At 71.3% G+C, this 25,219-nt stretch carries 23 protein-coding genes; 15 read left to right on the top strand and 8 right to left on the bottom strand.

Annotation, left to right across the window (positions count from 1 at the left end; all coding sequences use genetic code 11):
• Positions 1-20 precede the first annotated feature (20 nt).
• Positions 21-242 carry a hypothetical protein gene (locus AB0H64_RS14335; protein WP_357623809.1) on the top strand — a complete coding sequence of 74 codons (222 nt, stop codon included), beginning with the start codon at positions 21-23 and terminating at the stop codon, positions 240-242.
• Positions 243-288: 46 nt separating this feature from the next.
• Here the strand turns inward: AB0H64_RS14335 and AB0H64_RS14330 are convergent, their stop codons facing one another.
• A complete protein-coding gene (locus AB0H64_RS14330; protein WP_357623807.1) occupies positions 289-687 on the bottom strand; it encodes a hypothetical protein in 399 nt (132 codons plus the stop codon).
• A gap of 38 nt (positions 688-725) precedes the next feature.
• A complete protein-coding gene (locus tag AB0H64_RS14325; RefSeq protein WP_357623805.1) occupies positions 726-1,295 on the bottom strand; it encodes a WHG domain-containing protein in 570 nt (189 codons plus the stop codon).
• 104 nt (positions 1,296-1,399) lie between these two features.
• On the opposite strand from AB0H64_RS14325, the gene AB0H64_RS14320 reads away from it, so the two are divergent.
• The 3 genes from AB0H64_RS14320 (at position 1,400) to AB0H64_RS14310 (ending at position 3,456) form a co-directional block, all read left to right on the top strand.
• Complete coding sequence (locus AB0H64_RS14320; RefSeq protein ID WP_357623803.1) at positions 1,400-1,840, top strand: DoxX family protein; 441 nt, start codon at positions 1,400-1,402, stop codon at positions 1,838-1,840.
• Between the two features lie 43 nt (positions 1,841-1,883).
• Positions 1,884-2,771, top strand: coding sequence for a VOC family protein (locus tag AB0H64_RS14315; protein ID WP_357623801.1), 888 nt, complete (start codon positions 1,884-1,886; stop codon positions 2,769-2,771).
• A gap of 232 nt (positions 2,772-3,003) precedes the next feature.
• On the top strand, positions 3,004-3,456 hold the full coding sequence (locus AB0H64_RS14310) for a nuclear transport factor 2 family protein (RefSeq protein WP_357623800.1): 453 nt from the start codon (positions 3,004-3,006) through the stop codon (positions 3,454-3,456).
• 11 nt (positions 3,457-3,467) lie between these two features.
• Here AB0H64_RS14310 and AB0H64_RS14305 read toward each other — a convergent pair whose 3' ends face one another.
• Entirely contained in the window at positions 3,468-4,571 is a 1,104-nt protein-coding gene (locus AB0H64_RS14305; RefSeq protein WP_357623798.1) for a winged helix DNA-binding domain-containing protein, read from the bottom strand.
• 200 nt (positions 4,572-4,771) lie between these two features.
• On the opposite strand from AB0H64_RS14305, the gene AB0H64_RS14300 reads away from it, so the two are divergent.
• Positions 4,772-7,072 carry an excinuclease ABC subunit UvrA gene (locus AB0H64_RS14300; RefSeq protein ID WP_357623796.1) on the top strand — a complete coding sequence of 767 codons (2,301 nt, stop codon included), beginning with the start codon at positions 4,772-4,774 and terminating at the stop codon, positions 7,070-7,072.
• A 104-nt stretch (positions 7,073-7,176) separates the two neighbouring features.
• Positions 7,177-8,001 carry an NmrA family NAD(P)-binding protein gene (locus AB0H64_RS14295; protein ID WP_357623795.1) on the top strand — a complete coding sequence of 275 codons (825 nt, stop codon included), beginning with the start codon at positions 7,177-7,179 and terminating at the stop codon, positions 7,999-8,001.
• Positions 8,002-8,035: 34 nt separating this feature from the next.
• Here AB0H64_RS14295 and AB0H64_RS14290 read toward each other — a convergent pair whose 3' ends face one another.
• Entirely contained in the window at positions 8,036-9,529 is a 1,494-nt protein-coding gene (locus tag AB0H64_RS14290) for an MFS transporter (protein ID WP_357623793.1), read from the bottom strand.
• A 183-nt stretch (positions 9,530-9,712) separates the two neighbouring features.
• Here AB0H64_RS14290 and AB0H64_RS14285 point away from each other — a divergent pair, with 183 nt between their 5' ends.
• Positions 9,713-10,084, top strand: coding sequence for a YciI family protein (locus tag AB0H64_RS14285; protein WP_357623792.1), 372 nt, complete (start codon positions 9,713-9,715; stop codon positions 10,082-10,084).
• Complete coding sequence (locus AB0H64_RS14280; protein ID WP_357623791.1) at positions 10,081-11,292, top strand: sigma-70 family RNA polymerase sigma factor; 1,212 nt, start codon at positions 10,081-10,083, stop codon at positions 11,290-11,292. Before AB0H64_RS14285 ends, AB0H64_RS14280 begins: the two co-directional genes overlap by 4 nt.
• Positions 11,293-11,316: 24 nt before the next feature.
• Here the strand turns inward: AB0H64_RS14280 and AB0H64_RS14275 are convergent, their stop codons facing one another.
• Both AB0H64_RS14275 and AB0H64_RS14270 read right to left on the bottom strand, forming a co-directional pair.
• Positions 11,317-11,931 carry a histidine phosphatase family protein gene (locus AB0H64_RS14275; RefSeq protein WP_357623790.1) on the bottom strand — a complete coding sequence of 205 codons (615 nt, stop codon included), beginning with the start codon at positions 11,929-11,931 and terminating at the stop codon, positions 11,317-11,319.
• Positions 11,928-13,211, bottom strand: a complete 1,284-nt coding sequence (locus AB0H64_RS14270; protein WP_357623789.1) for a PEP/pyruvate-binding domain-containing protein — start codon at positions 13,209-13,211, stop codon at positions 11,928-11,930. Before AB0H64_RS14270 ends, AB0H64_RS14275 begins: the two co-directional genes overlap by 4 nt.
• A gap of 57 nt (positions 13,212-13,268) precedes the next feature.
• Between AB0H64_RS14270 and AB0H64_RS14265 the strand changes: the two genes are divergently transcribed.
• Together AB0H64_RS14265 and AB0H64_RS14260 are read left to right on the top strand one after the other, a co-directional pair.
• The gene (locus AB0H64_RS14265; protein ID WP_357623787.1) at positions 13,269-13,664 is read left to right on the top strand and encodes a DNA-binding protein; all 396 of its coding nucleotides are present in this window, start codon (positions 13,269-13,271) and stop codon (positions 13,662-13,664) included.
• Positions 13,661-14,296: a transcriptional regulator gene (locus AB0H64_RS14260; RefSeq protein WP_357623786.1), complete on the top strand. Its 636-nt coding sequence runs from the start codon at positions 13,661-13,663 to the stop codon at positions 14,294-14,296. Before AB0H64_RS14265 ends, AB0H64_RS14260 begins: the two co-directional genes overlap by 4 nt.
• 34 nt (positions 14,297-14,330) lie before the next feature.
• On the opposite strand, the gene AB0H64_RS14255 is transcribed toward AB0H64_RS14260, so the two are convergent.
• Positions 14,331-14,888 carry a dihydrofolate reductase family protein gene (locus tag AB0H64_RS14255; RefSeq protein ID WP_357623785.1) on the bottom strand — a complete coding sequence of 186 codons (558 nt, stop codon included), beginning with the start codon at positions 14,886-14,888 and terminating at the stop codon, positions 14,331-14,333.
• A gap of 349 nt (positions 14,889-15,237) precedes the next feature.
• Here AB0H64_RS14255 and AB0H64_RS14250 point away from each other — a divergent pair, with 349 nt between their 5' ends.
• Genes AB0H64_RS14250 through nirD form a run of 5 tightly spaced genes read left to right on the top strand, consistent with a single transcriptional unit; the run spans position 15,238 to position 22,812 of the window.
• Positions 15,238-16,551, top strand: a complete 1,314-nt coding sequence (locus AB0H64_RS14250; RefSeq protein WP_357623784.1) for an MFS transporter — start codon at positions 15,238-15,240, stop codon at positions 16,549-16,551.
• Positions 16,552-16,554: 3 nt separating this feature from the next.
• A complete protein-coding gene (locus AB0H64_RS14245) occupies positions 16,555-18,579 on the top strand; it encodes a molybdopterin-dependent oxidoreductase (RefSeq protein WP_357623783.1) in 2,025 nt (674 codons plus the stop codon).
• Complete coding sequence (locus AB0H64_RS14240) at positions 18,576-19,973, top strand: FAD-dependent oxidoreductase (RefSeq protein WP_357623782.1); 1,398 nt, start codon at positions 18,576-18,578, stop codon at positions 19,971-19,973. The genes AB0H64_RS14245 and AB0H64_RS14240 overlap by 4 nt, the downstream gene beginning before the upstream one ends.
• The gene (gene nirB, locus AB0H64_RS14235) at positions 19,970-22,405 is read left to right on the top strand and encodes a nitrite reductase large subunit NirB (RefSeq protein ID WP_357623780.1); all 2,436 of its coding nucleotides are present in this window, start codon (positions 19,970-19,972) and stop codon (positions 22,403-22,405) included. Before AB0H64_RS14240 ends, nirB begins: the two co-directional genes overlap by 4 nt.
• Entirely contained in the window at positions 22,402-22,812 is a 411-nt protein-coding gene (gene nirD, locus AB0H64_RS14230; RefSeq protein WP_357623779.1) for a nitrite reductase small subunit NirD, read from the top strand. The genes nirB and nirD overlap by 4 nt, the downstream gene beginning before the upstream one ends.
• Here the strand turns inward: nirD and AB0H64_RS14225 are convergent.
• Positions 22,783-25,218, bottom strand: coding sequence for a glycoside hydrolase family 2 protein (locus AB0H64_RS14225; RefSeq protein WP_357624065.1), 2,436 nt, complete (start codon positions 25,216-25,218; stop codon positions 22,783-22,785). The two genes, nirD and AB0H64_RS14225, sit on opposite strands and share 30 nt — an antisense overlap.
• Position 25,219: the final 1 nt, after the last annotated feature.

Raw genomic sequence — 25,219 nt, 5'->3', positions numbered from 1 at the left:
CCGGGTCATAGTGTCCGATCATGCGCAAAGCCATCCAGGTGACCGGTCTGATCCTGCTGCTCCAGGGCGTCAGCGGCGCCATCGACGAGCTGGCCGTCCAGCCGTTCATGGGCCTGTTCCTGAACTTCTTCAACCGGGTGATCGTGCCCCGGGTGGACCTCCTGGCCGCCCAGCCGCTGTTCGCCAACCTCGCCCTGGCGGTGCTCGGCCTCGTGATGATCATCGCGGTGGCCCGCTCGTAGCGCACAGTCGCGCGCCCGGCGGGCCGGTGACCCGGGGGCGGAAGGCTCAGCCGGAGGAGCCCGCGGCCGGCTCGCCCGCGATGCGCGCGAGCACCCGCCGGCTGAGCACGACGTCGAGCGGGAGCCGCCTGAGCGCGGACGCCTCGACCATGACTCCCTGCCGCTGGGCGATCTGCTGGAGCGAGGCCCAATGGTCTGCTTCCATGTCTTCCCGGGAGCGGCCGCCGCATGGCTCATCGGGCCCGACCACCGTCCGGGCCGTCTCTCGGATGTCTGCTGCCGACGCCGCGGCCCACCCTTGCGACGAGCCCCAACCTCGGTCAGTCAGCAGCGGCACCCGGCTTCCGTCGGCCAGCTCCGCCTCGAGAAGCGCCGACACCGAGACGGTGTCAGCCGCCTGATGGTCGACGTCGACAGTGACCACCAGACGCGTGACAGCTTTCATACACCCTCATCTCGATGCAAGTATCGCGGTTTCGTCGGTCAACGTGCCATGCCGATGAAGAGCTGGATCACCGAGCGGGCCAGGGCCTCGGGATCGTCGCGGGCGGTCTCGGGCAGGGCGCCACTCAACCACAGGCTGGCGAAGCCGTGTGCCAGCGACCAGGCGGCGATGGTGGTCAGGCGGTCCTGCGCCGGGCTCGGTGACAGCCGGCCGGCGCTGACGACGAGCACATGAGCCGCGCGCTCACGCGCCGCTTTCAGGCTGGGGTCGTCCACGCGATACAGCTCCGGCCGGAACATCACCTCGAAGTAGGGCCGATGGCCGGTGGCGAAGCGGACATAGGCGACTCCTACGTCGAGGACGTCCTCGGCCGCTCGTTCCAGGGTGTCGGCGAACACCTCGAACCCCTCGGCGGCCACGGCCGTCAGGAGTCCCGTCTTGTCGCCGAAGTGGTGGGCGGGGGCGGCGTGCGAGACGCCCGCGCGCCTGGCCAGCTCGCGCAGGCTCCATCCTGCGGGACCGAATTCGGTGATGGCCGCGAGAGCGGCGTCGATGATGGCGCGCCGCAGGTTGCCGTGGTGGTAGGCGGTCTGCTTGATCTGCCTCACCTCCGCGCTCTCTGTGATCGACAGGGTCAGACCAACCTTATCTTTACGTTGACAAGATAGCGAGTCCCCTCCAGTCTTTACGATGACAAGATTGGAGGGACGGGATGGTTCCGTTCATCGCCCTGATCGGTGGGTTCGTCGTCCTGCGGCTGCTCGGCCTCGTCGGCATCGACGTCCTGGACGACTGGCAGCAGGCGTTGCGGGGCGCTCTCGCCCTGATGTTCGTCACGACCGGCGTGCCGCATTTCCTGCCCTTGTGGCGCCGTGACTTCGTCGCGATGATCCCTGAGGTGTTCCCGCATCCGGCGCTGCTGGTCACCATCACCGGAGTGCTGGAACTGGCCGGCGCCGCCGGGCTGCTGATCCCGGTCCTGGCGCCGTTCGCCGCGATCGGGCTCGCCCTGCTCATGGTCGCCATGTTCCCGGCCAACGTCTCGGCCGCCCGCCGCGACCTCACCCTGGCCGGGAAGCCGGTGACCCCGCTGCCGGTGCGCACCGCCCTGCAGGTGCTGTTCATCGCCGCCGCCGGCGCCGCGGCCGTGTAGGCCGCGGACCACCCGCACACACCACGACACCGAAGGACCACGAGTGAACGCTTCGCCCAGAACCCCGGACATCGACTACATCGACCACACGGTGCTCATCACCACCGACCTCGCCGCGGCCTCAGCCCGCTTCGAGGCGCTCGGCTTCACGCTCAGCCCGACCTCGCCCCATATGCTCGCCGAACGCCCCGGCGGCCCGCTCCTGCCCACCTGCACCGCCAACCGGTGCGCCTACTTCGGCCACTCGTTCATCGAACTGCTCGGCGTCGTCGACCCCACCGCCCCCGACCCATGGGGCGTCCACCAGTTGCGCGCAACCTACCCCGGCCTGCTGATGACCCTCGGCTCCCGTGACGTGCAGGCCGCCGCCGACCGGCTGCACGCCGCCGGGCTGGCCTCGACCGGTGTGCGCGCGCTGGAGCGAGAGGTGTCCACCCCGGAAGGACCGCGCACCGTCCGCGCCGACAGCGTCCGCATCGACGCGGAGCACACCCCGGAGGGCGCACTCCAGGCCACCCAGCATCACACTCCCGAGTACGTCCACCAGCCGCGCTTCCTCACCCACCCCAACGGCGCCACCGGGCTGCACAGCGTGCTCATGGTCGTGCCCGACGGCGACCTGGACGCCCACGAGGAACGCTACGCCCGGATGCTCGACGCCGACGTGTGGATCGACGGCGCCAAGCGAGTGGTGCCGCTGCGGCACGGCCGCGTGGAGATCGTTCCGCAGTCCGCGCTCGACGAGCTGCTGCCCGGACACACGCCGCCCGCCGTGCCCCTGCTGGCCGCTCACACCATCGCCGTGATCGACCTCGCCGTCGCCCGCAAGCTCATCGAGACCAACGCCATCACGACGCACACCACCCCTGACGGGTTCTACGTCGCCGCCGAGGACGCCAGCGGCGTGCCGCTCGCCTTCACACAGGGCTGACCAACCACGCACGGCCCCGCCGGCTCACACCCATGGCCTGGCTCGCCATCCTGACGACGACTCGCCTCACGATCAACGGGACGGTGCCGTCACGTCCACCGCGACGGCCGGCGGGCTCGACCCGGTGCATCGTGAGCGCAGCCGCTTTCCAGCAGCCCCGCGAGGCGGGTCGCGCTTGCCGGCCGATCTGAATCCCCTGGCTTGCCTACCAAGCGTTTGGTTAAATCCAGGGATGGGCCTCCGCCAGATCACCGACCGGCTGGAGATCATCGACCTGCTGGGCCGCTACGCCCGCGCCGTCGACTCCGGCCAGTGGAACCTCCTCGACGACGTCTTCACCCCCGACGCCGTCATCGACTACCGCTCCGCGGGCGGCATCCGGGGCACCCGCGCCGAGGTCACGGCCTGGCTGGCCGAGGTGCTGTCCGGGTGGCCCGGCCGGCTGCACCTGATCGGCTCCGTCACCATCAGCTTCGACGGGACCGACATGGAAGGACGGGACGAGGCCGCGGTGAGCGCCGCGTTCACCGACACCCTTGCCCCGTCGCGGGAGATGGTCGCGGCAGGCACCCCCGGGCTGCTGCGGGGCGGCGGCTGGTATCACCACCGCATGTGCCGCACCCCGGACGGCTGGCGCAGCCGCGAGCTGGTCGAGGAGCAGTCCTGGCGGACCGTCACCGGCTGAACGGGAGTGATTCACCGAAAGTCGGGGGTGTCGTCGACGGGGTGGAACCGGATGTCATGGTTGTCGGCTTCCGCCGCCGCGAAGCGCAAGAGGCGGGCACCTTCCTCGATCACAGCGGCCTCGTCACCCCTGGGCAGGGGATCGAAGAGCCTGACGGCCAACGTCGCCGTGCTTTTGTGCCGCTTGATGGTCCAGAGCCCGTGCACGAAGCCGTCCACGGTCATCGCCGCCTCGACGATGGTGTGCCTGCGCTGTTCGTCGGTCATGATCCGGGTCCGATCGGCGTGGCCGAGCACCACGTTGTCGAGAGCGGCCAGGAAACGGACGGGCGCCGGCACGTCCGGGTCGGGCCGTGGCGCGTCCGGGAGGTCGAGCAGCTCCCCTCCGGCCTCGTTCCGGAAGACGCGCAACTGGGGCCGGAGTGGTTCGACCACTTCACGCAGCCGGGTCAGTCCGCTCCATGCCTGGATGTCCTTTACCGTGGCCGGACCGAAGGATGCGAGGTAGCGCAGGATCAGTTCGTGTGGTGAGGGGGCGTCGGCCAGCGGCCGGCCGAGCCACCGGTCGGCGAGGGTGAAGGGAGTCGTGCCTCGCCGTCCCCAGGTGCCGTCCGGCGGCGGGTGCACCACCGGCAGCAGACCCTGCGCCGACCGGGCCAGCGCGACGGGGTCGCGTCCGGGCCACCGTTCAGTCAGTGCCCTGCCGAGCTCGGGTCTGGTCAGTGTGTCCTGGTGGAGGGCCGTCCGCGCCGCGGCGGCCAGTTCGGTGAGGTCCAGTCCAGCGGTGAACCTGCCGAATGCCGCCTTCTGCCAGCGATCCAGCATCGGCTGCAACAGCGGCCGAAGCCACAGGTAGTCCTCGGCGGTGACCAGGTGCTGGGTACCCCGGAACAGCGTGGCGCGTACCACCTTCCGCTGGTGCAGCAGCCGGGTCAGATCATCGAGGCGGAAGGCCGCGATCCGGGTCCACAGCCCGATGTACGGCGGGTCGGGATCCTGGGCCTGCAGGCCGACGAGGCGATCGATCACGTCGAGCGCGGGCATGTCCGTCCTGTCCAGGAGCAACTGCCGTTCCAACGTCGCCCGGTTGAGGCTTCGGCGGGTAAGGATTGTCATAACGTCCCCAGGGGAGTCGGCGGGTCACCATCCGGCGGACCCGGAGGGCAGCCGGCGGCAGGTGACCGCTCTGATGCCTTCCGAGCGCTTACGACGGTGTCAGCGCATTCGTGGCGCATGGTGCGGAGGCCGGCCGCTGCACGACCTTGGCACCGATCGCGGACAGTTGCTGACCGCGAACGCTCCTAGCGTCGCCTGCCATGACGCAGGAAGACTTCATGACTGTTCCGGCGACCGGCGACGCCGGCCGTGACGACATCCGCATCGTGGGAGCGCGTGAGCACAACCTCAAGGACGTGTCACTGCGCATACCGAAGAACAAGATCACTGTATTCACCGGGGTCTCCGGCTCGGGCAAGTCCTCCATCGTCTTCGACACCCTGGCCGTCGAAGCGCAGCGCCAGCTGAACGGCACCTTCAGCTGGTTCATCCGGAACCAGCTACCGAAATACCGGCGGCCGCACGCGGACGCCATCGAGAACCTCACGGCGCCGGTCATCGTCGACCAGAAGCCGGTCGGCGGCAACGCCCGCTCGACCGTGGGCACGATGACCGACGTCTACTCGATGATCCGCGTACTGTTCTCCCGCCATGGCAGGCCGTACAACCCGCCCGCCGTGTACTCCTTCAACGACCCGCAGGGCATGTGTCCCGGCTGCGACGGCCTCGGCCAGGAGCGACACGTCGATGTGGAACGGATGCTCGACCGGACGAAGTCACTCGACGACGGAGCGATCCGGTTGCCCACCCACAAGGTCGGAAGCATGGACTGGCAGCAATACGCCAACTCCGGCCACTTCGACACATCGAAACCACTGTGCGACTACAGCGATGCCGAGTGGCACATGCTGCTGCACGGCAGCGGCGGCAAGGTGACAGTGAGCACGGCGAACAGCACGATGACGCTCACGTACGAAGGCATCGTGGACCGTTTCGCCCGGACCAACCTCAAGCGGGACCTGAGCTCGCTGAGCGAACGCGGCCGCGCCAACGTCGAGCGGTTCATCACCCTCGGCGACTGCGCCGCCTGCGAGGGAACTCGACTGAATCCGACCGCACTCGCAACGACGATCGGTGGCCATACCATCGCGGACTGGTCCCGCATGGAGATCAGCGAACTGATCAAGCGCCTCGACGCCGTCGACGACCCGGTGGCGAAGCCGATCGCCGACGGCGTCCGCACCGCACTCGAGCGCATCGACGCGATCGGCCTGGGCTACCTCTCCCTGGACCGCGCGACCATGTCGCTCTCCGGTGGCGAGGCGCAGCGGCTGAAGATGGTGCGCCACCTCGGCAGCAGCCTGATCGGGATGACCCTCATCTTCGACGAGCCGAGCACCGGTCTGCACCCGCGTGACGTGGGCAGGCTCAACGACCTGCTGCGGGAACTGCGGGACAAGGGCAACACGGTACTCGTCGTCGAGCACGACCCGGACGTCATCGAGATCGCCGACCATGTCGTCGACGTCGGCCCACGGGCCGGCGTCCATGGCGGCGAGATCGTCTTCCAGGGGACGTACGAACAGCTGACGAGGGCCGACACGCTCACCGGTGCCGGCCTGCGGCGCACCGGCTCCGTCAAGGACGTCGTCCGCCGGCCGACCGGAAAACTACCGATCGAGGGCGCGAACCTGCACAATCTCAAGAACGTGTCAGTCAGCTTCCCGACCGGAGTGCTCACGGCCGTCACCGGTGTCGCGGGGTCAGGCAAGAGCTCACTGGTCGCCAAGGTGTTCATGAGCACCTACCCGGAGGCGGTCTTCGTCGACCAGTCGGCCATCAGAGCGTCGTCACGCTCCACCCCGGCCGGCTACCTCGAGGTGATGGACCCGATCCGTAAGCTGTTCGCCAGGGCGAGCGGCGCGTCGGCGAGCCTGTTCAGTTTCAACTCCGCAGGCGCCTGCGACGAGTGCAACGGCCGGGGTGAGCTCGTCACCGAGCTGGCGTACATGGACCCGGTGCGGACGCCCTGCGACTCATGTGACGGCCGCAGGTTCAAGGAGGATGTGCTGGCGCACCTGTTGCGCGGCAAGTCCATCGCGGACGTGCTCGAACTGTCCGCCGAAGACGCCGTCGCGTTCTTCACCGAGAGCGAGATCAACGGCAGGCTGGCCGGCCTCGTCGAGGTGGGACTCGACTACCTCACTCTCGGCCAGCCGCTGAGCACGCTGTCCGGCGGTGAACGGCAACGGCTGAAGCTCGCCGGCCGATTGCACCGTTCCGGCTGCGTCTACGTACTCGACGAACCGACCACCGGGCTGCACATGTCGGATGTGGAAACCGTTGTCGGCTTGATGAACAAACTGGTGGATCAGGGCAACACGGTCATCGTCATCGAGCACAACCTCGACGTCGTCCGGCAGGCCGACTGGGTGATCGACCTCGGTCCCGACGGCGGCAAGCACGGCGGGGAGATCGTGTTCACCGGCACGCCGGCGGAGCTGCTCACCGCCGAGGGCTCGGCCACCGGCGAAAGCCTTCGCCGCTGCCGTACAGCCTGAGCCGACAGAACACCCGCGAAGACGTGCCGGGAGCCGCGGTCGATGGCGGACCGAAGCTGACCGCGAGCACTTCTAGTGTCTGTGCCGCGACGAAAGGAATCTCGATGACCATCCTGGTAGCCGGTGCCACCGGCAATGTCGGCCGCCCCCTCGTTGAACAGCTGCTGGCGGCCGGACACCGCGTCCGTGCCCTCACCCGCAACCCGGCGAAGGCGGACCTTCCCGCAGGCGCCGAGGTGGTCGCCGGCAATCTGGCCGTGACCGCGAGCCTGTCCACGGCCTTCTCCGGCGTCAGCGCCGCACACCTGATCAGCTTCGACGGGGAGGACTTCTCGCCGCTGACCAACGGTCCGGAGATCGCCGACCTGGCGAAGAAGGCCGGGGTACGCAAGGTGACGGTGCTCAAGGGGGAGGTGACGAAGAGCCCGCTGGAGGAAGCCGTCGAGGCCAGCGGCCTGGAGTGGACTCACCTGTCTCCGGTGGAGTTCATGTCCAACGCCCTGGAATGGGCGCGATCCGTGAAGACCGAAGGTGTCGTCCGCGAGGCGTTCGCCGACGCCAGGAGCGCGATGATCCACGAGGCGGACATCGCCTCGGTCGCCGCGACCGCGCTGACCGCCGACGGCCACGCCGGCCAGGAGTACTGGCTCACCGGGCCGGAGGCGCTGACCCCGCCGGAGAAGGTGCGCACGATCAGCGACGTCCTCGGTCGCGAAGTGCGCTACATCGAACTCACCAAGGACGAGATCGTCATGCAGTGGCGCCAGACCGGCTACTCCGACGAGGACATCGAGTTCTTCCTGGCCATGCGGACCGACCCGCCACAGGCCGGCTACACCGTGCTGCCCACCGTGGAGAAGGTCACCGGCAGGCCGGCTCGGACCTTCGCCCAGTGGGTACGGGAGAACGCCGCGGCCTTCGGCGCATGACGCCGGACACTGCCGGCTCGGCCTCGTCCGGGTTCTACGCGCGAGTCGCCTCGTAGTCGGGAAGCGTGGCCGGGGTGGTGCGGGTCGGCGGGCGCATCGTCAGGACCAGCAGGGCCGACGCGACGAAGACGACCGCGGCGACGACGCCGATGACGTGCAGACTGGCGGTGAACGCCTCCCGCGCGGCGTGCAGCAGCTCCGCGCCTTGACCGGCGGGAAGGCGCCGGCTGGCGGCGACCGCGCCGGCCAGCGAGTCGGACGTGCCGTCCATGTGGCCGCGGTAGACCACCGCGGCCACCACGCCGAGCAGCGCGAAGCCCAGCGAGCCGCCGAAGTAGTTGCCGGTCTCCGACATCGACGCCGCCGAGCCGGCGCGCTCCGGTGGCACGGAGCCGACGACCAGCCCGGTGCCCAGCGCGAACAGCGGGCCGGTGCCCAGCGCCAGCACGGTGATGCCGATCATGACCAGCGGCAGGGCGCGCGGACCGTCGACGCCGGCCAGCAGCAGGCCGCCCAGCGCCGACCCCACCAGGCCGCCGGCGATCGCGGTCGTGTGCTTCATCCGCCGGGCCAGCGCCGGCGCGGCCATGGTGCCGACCGCCACGCCCAGGCCCATCGGCGCGAACAGCACCGCCGACGCGACCGGCGAGAAGCCCAGCACGCTCTGCAGGTACTGGGTCACCAGCAGGCCCGTGCCGGCCATGGCGATCCCGGCGAGGACCAGCGCGACGAGCACGGCCGTGAACGGGCGGTTGCGGAAGAGCCGCAGGTCCAGCAGCGGCGTGCGCAGCCGCAGTTGCCGGCGTACGAACAGCGACCCGATGGCCGCGCCGGCGACGAGGGCCACCGCGGGCACGACCGGCGCGCTCTCGACGGTCAGCTGCTTGACGCCGTAGACCGTCAGGAGCACCGCGACGAGCGACAGCCCGACGCTGGCCAGGTCCGGCCGGCCGGCGTGGCCGTCGCGGAACTCCGGCAGCAGGAACGGCCCGGCCACCGGCAGCAGCGCCATCGCCGGCACGGCCACCAGGAACACCGATCCCCACCAGAAGTGCTGGAGCAGGAATCCGGCGAGGACGGGGCCGAGCGCGCCGCCGGTGAACTGGCAGGTCGCCCAGATCGCGATGGCCAGCCCGCGCCGGCGTCCGTCGCGGAACATGTTGGTGATCAAGGCGAGCGTGGACGGCGCCAGGGTCGCGCCGGCGACGCCCAGCAGCGCACGCGCGACGATCAGCATCAGCGGGCTGACCGCGAAGGCGGCCACGACCGACAGCACCGCGAACGCCGCTCCACCGATCATCAGCAGCCGCCGGCGGCCGATCCGGTCGCCGAGCGTACCCATCGTGATGACCAGGCCGGCGACCATGAACCCGTAACTGTCGCTGATCCACAGCTGCTGGACGTTGGTGGCCCCCAGCTCGGCGCTCAGCTGGGGGAGCGCGAGGAGCAACGCCGTCATGTCCATCGCGACGAGCAGTGTCGGCAGCATGAGGACGGCCACTCCCAGCCATGCCCTGTCGACTCGCATACCCGGAACTCCTGTTCTCTTGACGTTTCGCCGGTTGGTCGGAGCGACCGGGAGCTTCTTGACATCGGTACGGCGGGAAAACTCATGCGAGCATTCCGGCCGGGGACGTCAAGACGACGGGGGCGGCTCCGACCGACCATCGAAGGGCCCGGCCTGGGCTCGCGAAACCACGAGGAGTACGAGATGAAGTTCCTGATCAGCATGCACATCAACCCGAACGTGCTGGACGCGCTGACCGACGAGGAGAGGGCGGCGATCGGCGACGGCCACGGCAGGTTCATCGAGACGCTGAAGAAGTCCGGCGAGCTGATCACCACGCAGGCGCTGGTCGACCCGTCGCAGGCCGCCGTGGTCTCCGTACGCAACGGCCAGCCGGTGGTGACCGACGGGCCTTTCCTGGAGGCTAAGGAGTATCTGGGCGGCTTCTACCTGATCGACTGCGAGAACAAGGAGCGGGCGATCGAGCTGGCGGCGCAGATCCCGGACGCCGCGATCGAGGGGCTGGGGATCGAGGTGCGGCAGGTGATGTTCGCTGACGGACAATTGGAGGCATGACAGCACCAGCCATCGAGGACCTGCTGCGTGAGCTCACGCCGCAGGTCCTCGGCGCGTTGATCCGCCGGTACGGCCAGTTCGAGGGATGTGAGGACGCGGTCCAGGAGGCCGTCCTCGCCGCCACCGTGCAGTGGCCGGCCGAGGGAGTGCCGGGCAACCCGCGCGGCTGGCTGGTGACTGTCGCGTCCCGGCGGTTCATCGACCAGCTGCGCAGCGACCATGCGCGTCGCGAGCGGGAGTCGGCGACCGCCACCGAGGTCGTGCCCGAGGACGTGCCGGACACCGACGACACGCTCGTCCTGCTGTTCCTGTGCTGCCATCCGACGCTGACCCCCTCCTCCCAGACCGCCCTGACGCTGCGGGCGGTCGGCGGCCTGACCACTGCCGAGATCGCCCGCGCGTTCCTGGTGCCGGAGGCCACGATGGCGGTCAGGATCAGCAGGGCCAAGCAGCGCATCAAGGCCGCCGGCAGCTCGTTCAGCCTGCCGGACGGCGCGGAGCGCGAGGAGCGGCTGCGGGTCGTCCTGCACGTGCTCTACCTGATCTTCAACGAGGGCTACACCGCCTCCTCGGGCAGCGAGCTGCACCGCGCCGACCTCGCGCACGAGGCCATCCGGCTGACCAGGATGGTGCACGCGCAGCTGCCCGAGGACGGCGAGGTGACCGGGCTGCTCGCGTTGATGCTGCTGACCCACGCCCGCCGGGCGGCACGGACGACCGCGGCCGGCGACCTAGTGCCGCTGGACGAGCAGGACCGTACGCAGTGGGACCGCGCGATGATCGAGGAGGGCAGCGAGCTGGTCAAGGCGTCGCTGGCCGGCCCGGAGCTGGGGCCCTACCAGTTGCAGGCCGCCATCGCCGCCACGCACGCCGACGCGGCCACGGCGGAGGAGACGAACTGGCCGCAGGTGCACGCTCTCTACCTCATCCTGGAGCGGATAGCGCCCAACCCGATGGTCACCCTCAACCGGGCGATCGCGCTCGCCGAGATCGAGGGGCCGGCGGCCGGGCTGGCCCTGCTGTCCACGCTGGACGGTGACGACCGGATGGCCGCGCATCACCGGTTGCTGTCCGTACGGGCGCATCTGCTGGAGAAGACCGGTGACACGGCCGGGGCGTACGAGCACTACCGCCGCGCCGCGAAGGCCACCGCCAGCATCGCCGAGCAACGCTACCTGGAGTCCCGAGCCGGCCGGGTGAGACCGTAGCTCCAAGGGACAGCAGGAGCCGGTTCACGGCCTCCTCCCGTCGGGGAACCCGGTCCAGCGCAGCTCGGCCGGGAGGTGGCTCATGTCGTTGAACATCACGATCGTGGGCGGCAGGCCGTCACGGTACTCGATGACCGTCAGCGCGGTGTTGGCGCTGTTCAGTCCGAGCCACCGGGACGGCGGCGCGTCCAGTGCGTGCCGCACCAGCCACGCGATCGGGTAGGCGTGCGTCACCAGGACGTCGTGCGTGTCGGGTTGAGCCCCTCTCGTGGTCGGGTCGGGCGCCTTGGCGAACCGGGCGACCAGGGCCTCGGCGAGCCTGTGGCCCGAGGCCGCCTCGGCGTCGTCGTAGCCGTCGAAGAAGCCGGTCCAGGACGGGGGCGTTTCGGCCGGGCCGGGAACGTAGGGCACGTGGTCGACGAGTTCGGCGGCCTCGGCCACGGGCACGTTCGGCAGATGCCGGGCGAGTTCGTGTGCGCTTGCCACGGCGCGTGGGAGCGGGGAGTGCCACACGGCGTCGATCGGTACGCCGGCGAGCCGTTCGCCCAGCAGGCCCGACTGCCGGCGCCCGATGCCGGTGAGCTCCCCGAACGCGTCGGCCGCGCCGTGGCGTGCCAGGTAGAGGTGTCGTGTTGTCATGAGTGGTCAGGCGCGCGGTGTCCGTGCGGGCCCGCTTCCTTCCCGGTCGTCGTGACGGTGCCGGTGCTGCCGTCGATGGTGACGAGGGTGTCGTCGTGGAGCCTGCGTGTCGCGTCCGGGATGCCGAGGACGGCGGGGATGGCGTGCTCGCGGGCGACGATCGCGGCGTGGGAGAGCACGCCTCCGGTCTCGGTGACGACGCCGGCGGCGATGCGCAGCAGCGGCGTCCAGGCGGGGTCGGTGCAGGGGCAGACGAGGATGTCGCCCGGCCGCACGCGCGCGAAGTCGCCGGGACCGCGGACGATCCTCGCGGCGCCGGTCGCGGTCCCGTGGCTGCCGGGTGTTCCGGTGAGGGACGCGCCCGCGGTCGCCGAGGCTGCGGAAGGTGGGAGCGGTGGGGGTACGGCGGTGACCGGTCGTGCTTGCAGGATCCAGGTGCGGCCGTCGAGGACCGCCCACTCGATGTCCTGCGGTCCGCCCATCACGGCGGCGACCTCCTCGCCCAGCTCGGCGAGCCGTGTGGCGGTCGCGTCGTCGATCGCCGGTTGGTCCCGGGTGCGGGTGGGCACGTCGCTGACGACGAGCCGCGTGCCGCGCCGGTCAAGACGGATCGGTTTCTCCGCGACGGTGCGTGTGACCGACCCGTCCCCGGCGACGCGGTAGGTGTCGGGGGTGACCGTGCCTCCGACGACGGTGGGGCCGAGGCCCCACGACGCCTCGATCCGGGTCGCGTCGTTCGGGCCCGCGGGGGTGAACATGACCCCGGACACCTCGGCGTCCAGATGGCGTTGGACGATGACGGCCATCGCGGGATCACCGGACGGCCGGCCGTCGCGGCCGGAGACAGCCCGGTAGGCGATGGCACGTGGCGAGAACAGCGAGGCCCAGCAGGCACGTACGGCATGGGCGACCTCGCCGGCTCCGTGGACGGCGAGAAAGCTCTCGTGCTGACCGGCCGCCGATGCCTGACCGGTGTCCTCGTCCGCTGCCGACGACCTCACCGCCACGGGCGGGTCGCCGAGCCCGTCGAGTGCGCGTCCCAGCGCGTCGACCACGTCGGCGTGGAGGGGACGGGTCTCGATCCCCTGCCGCACGGCGTCGAGAGCGGACGGCTCGCCGGCGAACCGTCCGAGGTCCAGGTCGCGTACGGCGGCGAGGTAGACGGTGAACGGGACGACGAAGCCGTCGGGAACCGGCAGACCCGCGCGGAGCAGCGCGCCGAGCGCGCCGGCCTTGCCTCCGCAGGTATCGGCGGCAGCCTCGCCGAGGGGTAGAATCATCCCCTGCCCTTCAATAAATTATTGACAATATTTTGTTGAGTATGCACCGGAGGTCGTATGCCACGCAAGCACGACATCGCTCAGCCGCCGCACGCCGACCACGTCCAGGCCCGGCGTGAGCATGAGGCGCGTCAGCGTCTTCTCGGCCTGGGCGCGGACACGCTCGACGCCCGTCCGTGGCGACCCCCGCCCGCCCCGCCGACGGCGGTCGACCTCGCGCAGTTCGCCGTCTGGCGCCACGCCGACCTGGACCCGGAGGACATCCTGAGCACGCTCACCCTCCTGCCCGCCGCACGCGCCGAAGTCGACGGACTCGAATCTGCCCTGCTGTTCATAGCCCGGAGCGCCGGACTGACCTGGGCACAGATGGCGCAGGCGATGGGGTTCAACTCCCCGCAGGCGTGCCAGCAGCACTACAACCGCCTGACGGCACGACAGGACGCCGACTCATGACGCCCGACTCTCCGCCCGCCCTCCTGGCCCTGCACGCCGTGCGCATCACCGGGTTCGCGGACACCCCGGTGATCGCCCAGCGGTACGGCCTCGACGCGGCCGAGACGAAAGAGCTGCTGCTCGACGCAGAGGCGCGTGGCTGGGTGGAGCACACCGCCTTCGCCGGCACCGGAGGCTGGTCGCTGACCGAATCGGGCCGGGCCGAGAACGAGCGCCGGCTCGCGGCCGAGCTCGCCCGCGTCGGCGGCGCCGACGAGGTCCGTGACGCCTACCGCGAGTTCCTGCCGCTGAACGCGCTCCTGCTACGAGCCTGCACCGACTGGCAACTCCGGCCCACCGCCGGCGATCGGCTCGCCGTCAACGATCACTCCGATCCCGCCTGGGACGCCCGGGTCCTCCACGAGCTCACCGGCATCGAACGCGCACTCAGGCCGCTCGCGGACCGGCTCGGGAGCGTCCTCACACGGTTCCGCGGCTACGACACACGATTCACCACAGCCCTGGCACGCGCCCGAGCCGGGGAGAGCGCCTGGGTCGACCGCACCGACGTCGACTCCTGCCATCGAGTCTGGTTCGAGCTCCACGAAGACCTCATCGCCACGCTCGGCCTCGACCGCCACGCGGAACCCTGACCCCACACGCTCGGGCGGCCGGGCGGGGTTCTTCCTACTTGTCGGCCGGCACGTACACCAGCTCGAGGACTCCCGACGGGAAGGCCGTGCTTTTCACCAGGCGCAGGCTCACAGCCTGATCCAGCTCGGGGAACAGCGGCGCGCCCTTGCCGGTGACGGCGGGCAGCACCCACAGCCGGTACTCGTCGACCACGCCGAGCCTGATCAGGGAGTGCATGAACCGGGTGCCGCCGGCGGCGACGAGGTCCTTGCCGGGCTCCGCCTTGAGCTTGGCGATCTCCTCAGCCGTGTCACCGCCGGCGATCCGGGTCACGGGCCAGTCGTCGGCCGATTTCAGGGTGCGGGAGAACACGACCTTGGGGATCTCGTTCATGGCCTTGGCGGACGGGTGGTCGGAGCTGGGCCAGTATCCGGCCATGATCTCGTAGGTGTTGCGGCCCATGAGGAAGGCCCCGGCCTCCCACAGCCGGCTGACGAAGTACTCCTCCTGCTTCGGGTCGTCGATGCTCATCATGACGTCCCGGATTCCGTTGTCCGCGTCGGCGCTCTTGCCGTCGAGCGAGACGTAAAAGCCCAGAATCAACTTCCGCATCCGGTGCCTCCATGTGTTGCTTCCCGCGCCGGGACGGTCCCGGCACGGGCCCGACGCGCCTTGGGGGCGCCTGCATGAGCTCTCACCGATCAGTGTCCACCGCTCGATCAGCTCGTGCTCTGTTGTTGGTCACTCACATCTCAGACCGCCGGTTCCCGCAAAACTCATCGCGCTCCGCGCCATCGCCGTTCTCACAGCCCGATTGTTGCGGCCGTGTTTCGCTCGTTACCCATGTGTGCGCCTTGTTACAGGCGTGCGACACACGTAACCGGAGCACCGCCACGGACCGTCAGAGTGCGTAACCCGCCCTTCCTAGGCTCACAGCCAGAAAGATCGAGCGTAGGAGGAGATGATGGCGCGGTGGCTCGCCGAATGGCACCCCGATGACGAGACCTTCTGGGAGACCAGAGGGAAGAGGATCGCACGGCGGAACCTCATCTTCTCGATCTTCGCCGAGCATCTCGGCTTCACCGTGTGGACGCTCTGGAGCATTGTGGCGACCAAGATGGGCGCCTACGACTTCTCCACCGACCAGCTCTTCTGGCTGGTGGCGCTGCCGAACCTGATCGGCTCGGCGCTGCGGGTGCCCTACACGTTCGGCCCCGCCAGGTTCGGCGGCCGTACCTTCACCACCTTCAGCGCGTTCATGCTGCTCATCCCGGCGGTGCTCCTCGGGGTGGCGGTGAGCGACCCGGGCACGCCGTACTGGCTGTTCCTGGTGATCGCGGCGCTGGCCGGGGTCGGCGGCGGCAACTTCGCCTCCAGCATGGCCAACATCACCTACTTCTACCCCCGCTCCAAGCAGGGCGTCGCGCTCGGCCTCAACGCGGCCGGCGGCAACATCGGCGTCAGCTCCGTGCAGCTCGTCATGCCGCTGGTGATCGGCGGGCTCGGGCTGGCCGCGGCCGGCTGGTTCTGGGTGCCGTTCATCCTGGTGGCCGCCGGCTGCGCCTGGTTCTTCATGGACAACCTGACCAGCGCCAAGGCCAGCCCCCGCGAGCAGCTCGCCGTCGCCGGACGGGCGCAGACCTGGATCATGTCGTTCCTCTACATCGGCACGTTCGGCTCGTTCATCGGCTACTCGACGGCGTTCCCGCTGCTGGCCAAGAGCCTGTTCCCGGACTCGCCGTGGGCGGCGGTGGCCTTCGTCGGGCCGCTGCTCGGCTCCCTCATCCGGCCCGTCGGCGGCTGGCTGGCCGACCGCCTCGGCGGCGCGCCGGTCACGCTGTGGAACTTCGCCGGCATGGGCGCGGGCGTCGCGCTGGTCTGGCTCGCCGTCGACTCGGGCGCGTTCTGGCCGTTCTTCCTGGCCTTCCAGACACTGTTCATCACCGCCGGCATCGGCAACGGCTCGACGTACCGGATGATCCCCGCGATCTTCCAGGCGAAGGCGGTCGCCGAGCGCGGCGAGGGCGAGGAGGCACTCTTGTACGGCAAGCGGCAGGCGTCGGCGGCCATCGGCATCATCTCCGCGGTCGGCGCGCTCGGCGGGTTCCTCATCAACCGGGCGTTCGGCATGTCGTTCGCGCAGACCGGCAGCCCGGCGACGGCGCTGGCCGCCTTCGGCGCCTTCTACGTGTCCTGCTTCGTCCTGACCTGGTGGTGCTACACCCGGACCGTCGGCGTCTCGCGCGTCGCCAGCCTCGCCCACGCCCGGGTCTGAGACATGATCGAGCTTCCCGTGCTGAGCCACTGCCCGTACTGCGCCCTGCAGTGCGGAATGGCGATCACCGCCGAGGCGGTGATCAGTCCCAGGACCGACATCCCCGCCAACGCCGGCGGCGCCCTGTGCCAGAAGGGGTGGACCGCGGCCGAGCTGCTCACCGGCGGCGAGCGCCTGACCAGCCCGCTCCTGCACGGCAGGCCCGTCTCGTGGGAGACCGCCCTCGACCACGTGGCCGGCCGGCTCTCCGAGATCCGCGCCGAGCACGGCCCCGACGGCGTGGCCGTGTTCGGCGGCGGCGGGCTGACCAACGAGAAGGCCTACCAGCTCGGCAAGTTCGCCCGGGTGGTGCTCGGCACCAGCCAGATCGACTACAACGGCCGCTTCTGCATGTCGTCGGCCGCGGCCGCCTCGAACCGGGCGTTCGGCATGGACCGCGGGATGCCGTTCCCGATCACCGACCTCGCGGAGGCCGACGTCGTGCTGCTGGCCGGCGGCAACGTGGCCGAGACCATGCCGCCGTTCGTCCGGCACCTGGACGGGCCGCGGCTCATCGTCATCGACCCGCGCCGCACGGCGACCGCCAAGCTCGCCTGGCTGCACCTGCAGCCCACCCCCGGCACCGACCTCGCGCTGGCGCTCGGCCTGCTGCACCTGGCCATCGCCGACGGGCTCGTGGACGAGGAGTACGTCGCCGCCCGCACCTCCGGCTTCGAGGCGGTGCGCACCTCGCTCGCCTCCTGGTGGCCGGAGCGGGTCGAGCGGATCACCGGTGTGCCGGTGCCCCGCATGCGGCAGGCCGTCCGGGCGCTGGCCTCGGCGGAGCGGGGCGTCGTGCTCACCGGCCGCGGCGCCGAGCAGCACGCCAAGGGCACCGACACCGTCACCGCGTTCATCAACCTGGCGCTCGCGCTCGGCCTGCCCGGCCGGCCCGGCTCCGGGTACGGCTGCCTGACCGGGCAGGGCAACGGCCAGGGCGGCCGCGAGCACGGCCAGAAGGCCGACCAGCTCCCCGGCTACCGCAAGATCGACGACCCGGCGGCCCGCGAGCACGTCGCCCGGGTGTGGGGCGTGTCCCCCGAGGACCTGCCCGGCCCCGGCCGCTCGGCCTACGAGCTGTTGGACGCGCTCGGCACCCCCGAGGGGCCGCGGGCGCTGCTGTTGTTCGGCTCCAACCCGGTGGTGTCGGCGCCCCGCTCCGGGCACGTCACCGACCGGCTGCGCGCCCTCGACCTGCTGGTGGTGGCCGACGTCGTGCTGTCGGAGACCGCCGCCATGGCCGACGTCGTCTTCCCCGTCACGCAGTGGGCGGAGGAGACCGGCACCATGACGAACCTGGAGGGCCGGGTGCTGCTGCGCCGCCAGGCCGTCGCCCCGCCCGACGGGGTCCGCAGCGACCTGGAGCTCCTCCAGGGCCTGGCCAAGCGGTTCGGCCACGCCTACTCCGCCGATCCGCGCGAGGTGTTCGACGAGCTGCGCCGGGCCAGCGCGGGCGGGATCGCCGACTACGCGGGCATCACGTACGAGCGGATCGAGGAGGAGAAGGGCGTCTTCTGGCCCTGCCCCTCCCCCGAGCACCCGGGCACGCCCCGGCCGTTCCTCGACCGGTTCGCCACCCCGGACGGCCGGGCCCGGTTCGTCGCGGTCGAGCACCGCCCGGCCGCCGAGGAGATCGACGAGGACTACCCCCTCTACCTCACGACCGGCCGCGTGCTCGCCCAGTACCAGAGCGGTGCCCAGACCCGGCGCATCGCCCCGCTGGCCGAGGCGGCGCCCGAGCCCTTCGTGGAGCTCCACCCGGACCTCGCCGGCGAGCTGGAGATCAGCGCGGGGGACATGGTGCGGGTCAGCAGCCGGCGGGGCGACAGCCAGGGAGTGGCCAGGATCAGCGACGCGATCAGGCGCGACACGGTGTTCATGCCGTTCCACTGGGAGGGCGCCAACCGCCTGACCAACCCCGCGCTCGATCCCGTGTCCCGGATGCCGGAGTTCAAGGTGTGCGCCGTCAAAGTGGAGAGGGTCGCATGAGACTCGTCGTCGTAGGGAACGGCATGGCCGGCTCACGCCTGGTCAGCGAGGTGCGGGCACGTGACCCGCACATCACGGTCACGGTGCTCGGCGCCGAGACGTCCCAGCCGTACAACAGGGTGCTGCTGTCGAACGTGCTCGCCGGGACCACCCGGCCCGACCAGGTGCGCCTGGTCGACCCGGCGTGGTACGCCGCGCACCGGGTGGACGCGGCGTTCGGCAGCGCCGTCACGTGCGTCGACCGGGACACCCGCTCGGTGATCACCGAGGACGGGCGGCGCGTGCCGTACGACGTGCTCGTGCTGGCCACCGGCAGCGAGGCGATCGTGCCCCGGCTGCCCGGCGTGGAGCGGGCGATCCCGTTCCGCACGCTGGACGACTGCGGGCGCATCCTGGAGGCGGCCGAGCACAGCCGGCGCGCCGTGGTCATCGGCGGCGGGCTGCTCGGCATCGAGGCCGCCCGCGGCCTGGCCGGGCGCGGCCTGCCCGTGACGCTGCTGCACCTGGCCGGCCATCTCATGGAGCGCCAGCTCGACGTGGAGGCCGGCCAGGTTCTCGGCGAGACGCTGGCCGGGCTGGGCGTGGAGATCCGCACCGGCGTGAGCGCCGAGGCGGTGCGCGAGGACGGCGTCGCCCTGGCGGGCGGCGAGCTGGTCGAGGGCGACCTCGTGGTCCTGGCCTGCGGCGTCCGCCCGGTCACCGGCCTGGCCGCCGACGCCGGGCTGGAGGTGCGGCGCGGCGTCGTCGTGGACGACGAGATGCGCACCGACGACCCGTCGATCTTCGCCATCGGCGAGTGCGCCGAGCACGACGGCACCGTGTACGGCCTGGTGGCGCCCGCCTGGGAGCAGGCCACGGTGGCGGCCGAGGTCATCACCGGCGGCAAGGCCCTCTACCGGGGCTCGCGGCTGGTGACCCGGCTGAAGGCCAAGAGCGTGGAGCTGGCCGCGATGGGCGAGACGCAGCTCACCGAGGAGCACGCCGAGGTGGTGCGCTTCAGCCACCGGGCCCGCGGCACCTACCGCAAGCTCGTCATCCGTGACGGGCGGCTGGTGGGCGCGATCCTGCTGGGCGAGAGCGACGCGGTCGGCACGCTGACGCAGCTGTTCGACCGGGGTGGCGCCCTGCCGGGCGATCGGGCGGGGCTGCTGTTCCCCGGCCTGTCGTCGGCGGCGCACGTGGCCGACAGTCCGACGCTGATGCCGGACGCGGCCAAGGTGTGCCAGTGCAACAACGTGACCAAGGGCCAGATCCGGGCGTGCTGGGAAGCCGGCGCGCGGGACGTGGCCGGGATAGCGGCGGCGACGAGGGCCACGACCGGCTGCGGCACCTGCCGCGACGCGGTCGAGGGCATCGTCGGCTGGCTGTGTGAGCAGGAAGGGGTTTCGGCATGACCGGAGTCGTCGTCGCGGGATACGGGCCCACCGCCCACCGGTTCGTCGAGGCGCTGCGCGAGCGGGGCTTCGACGGCAGGATCACGGTCATCGGCGAGGAGCCCCGCCCGGCCTACGACCGGGTGGCGCTGACCTCGTACCTGACCGGGACGAGCATGGAGGAGCTCACCTACGAGGTGCCCGAGGGGGTCGAGACCCGCCTGGGGACCCGCGTCACCGGGATCGACCGGGAGGCGCGCGTGGTCACCACGGCCGACGGCGCGACCGTGCCGTACGAGGTGCTGGTGCTGGCCACCGGGTCAGCGCCGTTCGTGCCGCCGGTGCCGGGCGCGGAGCACGCCTTCGTCTACCGCACCATCGACGACCTCGACGCGATCCGCGCGGCGTCGGAGGGCGCGTCGGAGGGCGTGGTCGTCGGCGGCGGGCTGCTCGGTCTGGAGGCGGCCGACGCGCTGCGCGGCCTCGGCCTGCGCACGCACATCGTCGAGATGAGCCCGTGGCTGATGCCGCGCCAGGTGGACGAGGGCGGCGGCTCGGTGCTGAAGGGCCACATCGAGGGGCTCGGGCTGAGCGTCCACGCCGGGGCGGGCGTCCAGGAGATCGTCACCGACGCCGGCGGGCGGGTCACCGGCCTGCGCAAGCCCGACGGCACGCTGCTCGACGCGCAGATCGTCGTCTTCTCGGCGGGGATCAGGCCGCGCGACGAGCTGGCCCGTGCCAGCGGGCTCGACGTGGGCGAGCGCGGCGGCATCGTGGTCGACGAGGGCATGCGCACCTCCGACCCGGCCATCTACGCGATCGGCGAGTGCGCGCTGGCCGGCGGCCAGGTGTACGGCCTGGTCGGGCCGTGCAACACGATGGCCGAGGTGGCCGCCGACCGCGTGCTCGGCGGGACGGCCGGCTTCGAGGGGGCCGACCTGTCGACCAAGCTCAAGCTGCTGGGCGTCGAGGTGGCGCAGTTCGGCGCGATGAGCGGGGCGCTCGACGTCACCTACATGGACCCGGTGGGCGGCGTCTACAAGAGGCTGTTCATCAGCGACGACGCGCGGACGCTGCTCGGCGGCATCTGCGTCGGCGACGCCTCGCCGTACGCGACGCTGCGGCCGTTCGTCGGCAAGGCCCTGCCCGCCGCGCCCGCCGACCTGCTGTTCACCGGGGCGGGGGCGGCGGGCCTTGACCTGCCCGACGACGCGCAGGTCTGCTCCTGCAACAACGTGAGCGCGGGCGCGGTCCGCATGGCCATCGCCGACAAGGGCGTGACCGACGTCCCCGGCGTCAAGGCGTGCACCCGGGCCGGCACCACGTGCGGAAGCTGCGTGCCGATGCTCAAGCAGCTCCTGGAGAAGTCGGGCGTCGAGATCAGCAAGGCGCTGTGCGAGCACTTCACCTACTCGCGGGCCGAGCTGTTCGACATCATCAAGGTGCGCGGCATCACGACGTTCTCCGAGCTGATCGCCAACCACGGGACCGGCCGCGGCTGCGACATCTGCAAGCCGACGGTCGCCTCGATCCTCGCCTCGCTGCACAACGGGCACGTGCTGGAGGGCGAGCGGGCGGCACTCCAGGACACCAACGACCACTTCCTGGCCAACATCCAGAAGAACGGCACCTACTCGGTCGTGCCGCGCATCCCGGGCGGCGAGATCACGCCGGACAAGCTCATCGTGATCGGCGAGGTGGCCCGCGACTTCGGCCTCTACACCAAGATCACCGGCGGGCAGCGGATCGACCTGTTCGGCGCCCGCGTGGACCAGCTCCCGGAGATCTGGAAGCGGCTCGTCGACGCCGGGTTCGAGTCGGGCCACGCGTACGGCAAGGCGCTGCGCACGGTCAAGTCATGCGTCGGCTCCACCTGGTGCCGCTACGGCGTGCAGGACTCGGTGGGCCTGGCCATCGCCCTGGAGCTGCGTTACCGCGGCCTGCGGGCGCCGCACAAGCTGAAGTCGGCGGTGTCGGGCTGCGCCCGCGAGTGCGCCGAGGCCCGCTCGAAGGACTTCGGCATCATCGCCACCGAGCAGGGCTGGAACCTGTACGTCGGCGGCAACGGCGGCTTCAAGCCCCGCCACGCCGACCTGTTCGCCTCCGACCTGTCCACCGACGAGCTGATCAGGACCATCGACCGGTTCGTCATGTACTACATCCGCACGGCCGACCGGCTCCAGCGCACCGCCGCCTGGATCGAGTCCATCGAGGGCGGTCTCGACCACGTCCGCGACGTGATCGTGAACGACTCGCTGGGGCTGTGCGCCGAGCTGGACGCCCAGATGGCGCACCACGTGACCACGTACGAGGACGAGTGGCGCGCCACCATCGAGGACCCGGAGAAGCTGAGCCGGTTCGTCAGCTTCGTCAACGCCCCCGGCGTCCCCGACCCCTCGATCGTCTTCGACCGCGAACGTGACCAGATCAAGCCGATGGTGGTGACCCCGTGACTGTTCTCATGAACTGGACGACCGTGTGCGACTACCCCGTGCTGCTGCCGGAGCGTGGTGCGTGCGCTCTGGTGGACGGCGAGCAGGTGGCCCTCTTCCGTACCTTCGACGGCGCCGTGTACGCGATCGGCAACCGCGACCCGTTCAGCGGCGCCTGCGTGCTCTCCCGGGGCATCGTCGGCACGCGGGGCGGCGAGCCGACGGTGGCCTCTCCGCTGCACAAGCAGGTGTTCTCCCTCGTCACCGGCCTCTGCCTGGACGAGCCGGGCGTGGCGGTGCCGACGTACCCGGCCCGGGTGGTGGACGGCCGGGTGGAGGTCGGTGTGCGGGCCGGCCTGCCGGAGCAGACCGGCCCGCTCAAGGTGCTGGAGGGGGCGTCAGAGCGCGCTCTCGTTGACGCACCGTAGGACGGGGTGACCGGTCAGGTCGCCAGGGTTCAGCTCCTGACCGGTCGCCACGGTGAACGTGGCCGACTCCCCCGGCAGCAGGGTGACGAGCATGTCGTCCACCGAGGCGGCCGGGTCGAGCCGGTCCGGGAACAGCGCGAGCTCGCGCAGCACCGTCCGGGCGGTGACCGTGACCCGGTAGCCGCCCTCGACCGGCTCGGCGCGCGCCTCGTAGGCGGCCGGGGGGAAGTCGACGGCGGTGTCCTCGGCGAAGAACGCCACGGTGCGCGCCTCACCGAGCCGGGCGACCAGCAACTCGCGCCGCGGGTCGCCGGGGACGGCCACGGCCGGGGGCAGCGGGACCCGCGCGACCGAGCGGGGCGCCACGTCCACCGCGACGGACTCCTTGGCCAGCGGCTCGCCGCCCAGGCCGTGCCGTACGAGCCGCAGCTCACCCCGCCAGGGCCGGTCCGTGTCGTTGACGACGGCGGCCTCGCCGTCCAGCAGGGCCAGCAGCCGGTCGCCGTAGACGCGGCGCAGCGCGTACCACAGGGGCTTGCGCCGGCCGTCGCCGTCCACCGCGGCCCACGAGGTGACCGGCCAGCAGTCGTTGAGCTGCCAGAGGATCGTGCCGGAGCAGTGCGGGGCGAGCGCGCGGAACCGCTCGATGCCGTAGGCGACGGCCCGTGCCTGGTTGAGCTGGGTGAGGTAGTGCCAGGCGTCGAACGTGGCGGGCGTGGGCAGGTGGTCGCCGAGGCCGCGCAGCAGCTTGCCGTTGCCGTCGTCGGCCTTCTGGTGGTGCAGGACGAGCGGGGCGTCGGGGGTCAGCTCGCCGCCGATGGCGCGGCGCATGGTCGCGTACGCCGCCGGGCCCTGGAAGCCGAACTCGGCGACGAAGCGCGGGGTGTAGGCGGCGTAGCGGGTGTAGTCCTCGCGGTTCCACACGTCCCAGATGTGGATGGTGCCGGCCGCCGGGTCGTTGGGCGGCAACTCGGGCGACCCCGAGTAGGGGCTGCCCGGCCAGTACGGGCGGGCAGGGTCGAGCTCGGCGACGATCGACGGCAGCAGGTCGTGGTAGAAGCCGGCCCCCCAGGTGCGGCCCTCCAGGCGCTCGGGCCAGCCCCAGTCGGCGTGGCCCTCCAGGTTCTCGTTGTTGCCGCACCACAGGACGAGGCTGGGATGGGGGGCCAGGCGGGTGACGTTCTCGCGGGCCTCGGCCTCCACCTCGGTGCGGAACGGCTCCTCCTCCGGGTAGGAGGCGCAGGCGAACGGGAAGTCCTGCCACACCATGAGGCCCAGCTCGCCGGCCAGGTCGTAGAAGTCCTCGCTCTCGTACAGGCCGCCGCCCCAGACGCGCAGCAGGTTGACCCCGGCGCCGGTGGCCTGCGCGAACCGCCCGGCCAGGCGGTCGCGGGTGACGCGGGCGGGGAAGCAGTCGTCGGGGATCCAGTTGACGCCGCGCACGAACACCGGCACGCCGTTGACGGACAGCCGGAACGCCTCCCGTTCGAGCTCGACGGTCCGGAACCCGATCTTCCGCCGCCACTCCCCCGCGGCCCGCCCGGACGCGTCGCCCAGGCGGACGGTCAGGTCGTAGCGGTGCTGCGCGCCGTGGCCGCGCGGCCACCACAGCAGCGGCTCGGCCACCGGCACGCGCACGACGGCCCGGCGCCGCCCGGCCGGGACGGGGACCTCCACGGTGGCCCCGGCGACCTCGGCGGTCACCACCAGCGGCGCCTCCGTGGCCCGCTCGACCCGGACGTGGACCTCCACCTCGCCGTGCTCGCCCCGCTCCCTCCGCTCCCCGGCGGGGGCGACGCGGACGACGGGGCGGACCTCGGCCAGGCGGGCGCCGCTCCAGCTCTCCAGCCCAACGGGCCGCCAGATGCCGGCCGTCACGAGGGCCGGGCCCCAGTCCCAGCCGAAGTTGCAGGCCGCCTTGCGCACGAACGGGTACGGCGCCTCGTACGCGCCGGGCCGGTCGCCCAGGGCGGCCCGCCACGCCTCGGCGTAGGCGGGGGCCGGGTCGAAGCGGACCTCCAGCGTGTTGGCGCCCTCGCGCAGCAGGTGCCGCACCGGGAAGCGGTAGGAGCGGTGCTGGTTGGCGGTGGCGCCGAGGCGGACGCCGTTGAGGGTGACGGTGGCGACGGTGTCCAGCCCCTCGCAGACCAGGTCGGTCCGGTCGTGCCCGTCCGGGGTCCAGGTGAAGGTGGTGGCGTAGGTCCAGGTGGTGTCGCCGATCCAGCCGAGGCGGTTCTCGTTGTCGTCGAGGTAGGGGTCGTCGATGAGGCCCGCGGCCAGCAGGTCCGTGTGGACGCAGCCGGGCACGGTGGCGGGTACGGCTCCGGCGCCGGAGACCGCCGGAGGAAGGGAGCCGCCGGTGAGAGCGGGACGCAGGGTCCAGCCGTCGGACAGCGGGTGGTACACG

Origin of the sequence: Nonomuraea sp. NPDC050733 (assembly GCF_040654215.1) — a bacterium.
Taxonomy (GTDB): domain Bacteria; phylum Actinomycetota; class Actinomycetes; order Streptosporangiales; family Streptosporangiaceae; genus Nonomuraea.
Note: the sequence above shows the minus strand (reverse complement) of the source record. Positions and strands in the feature narration are given on the sequence as shown.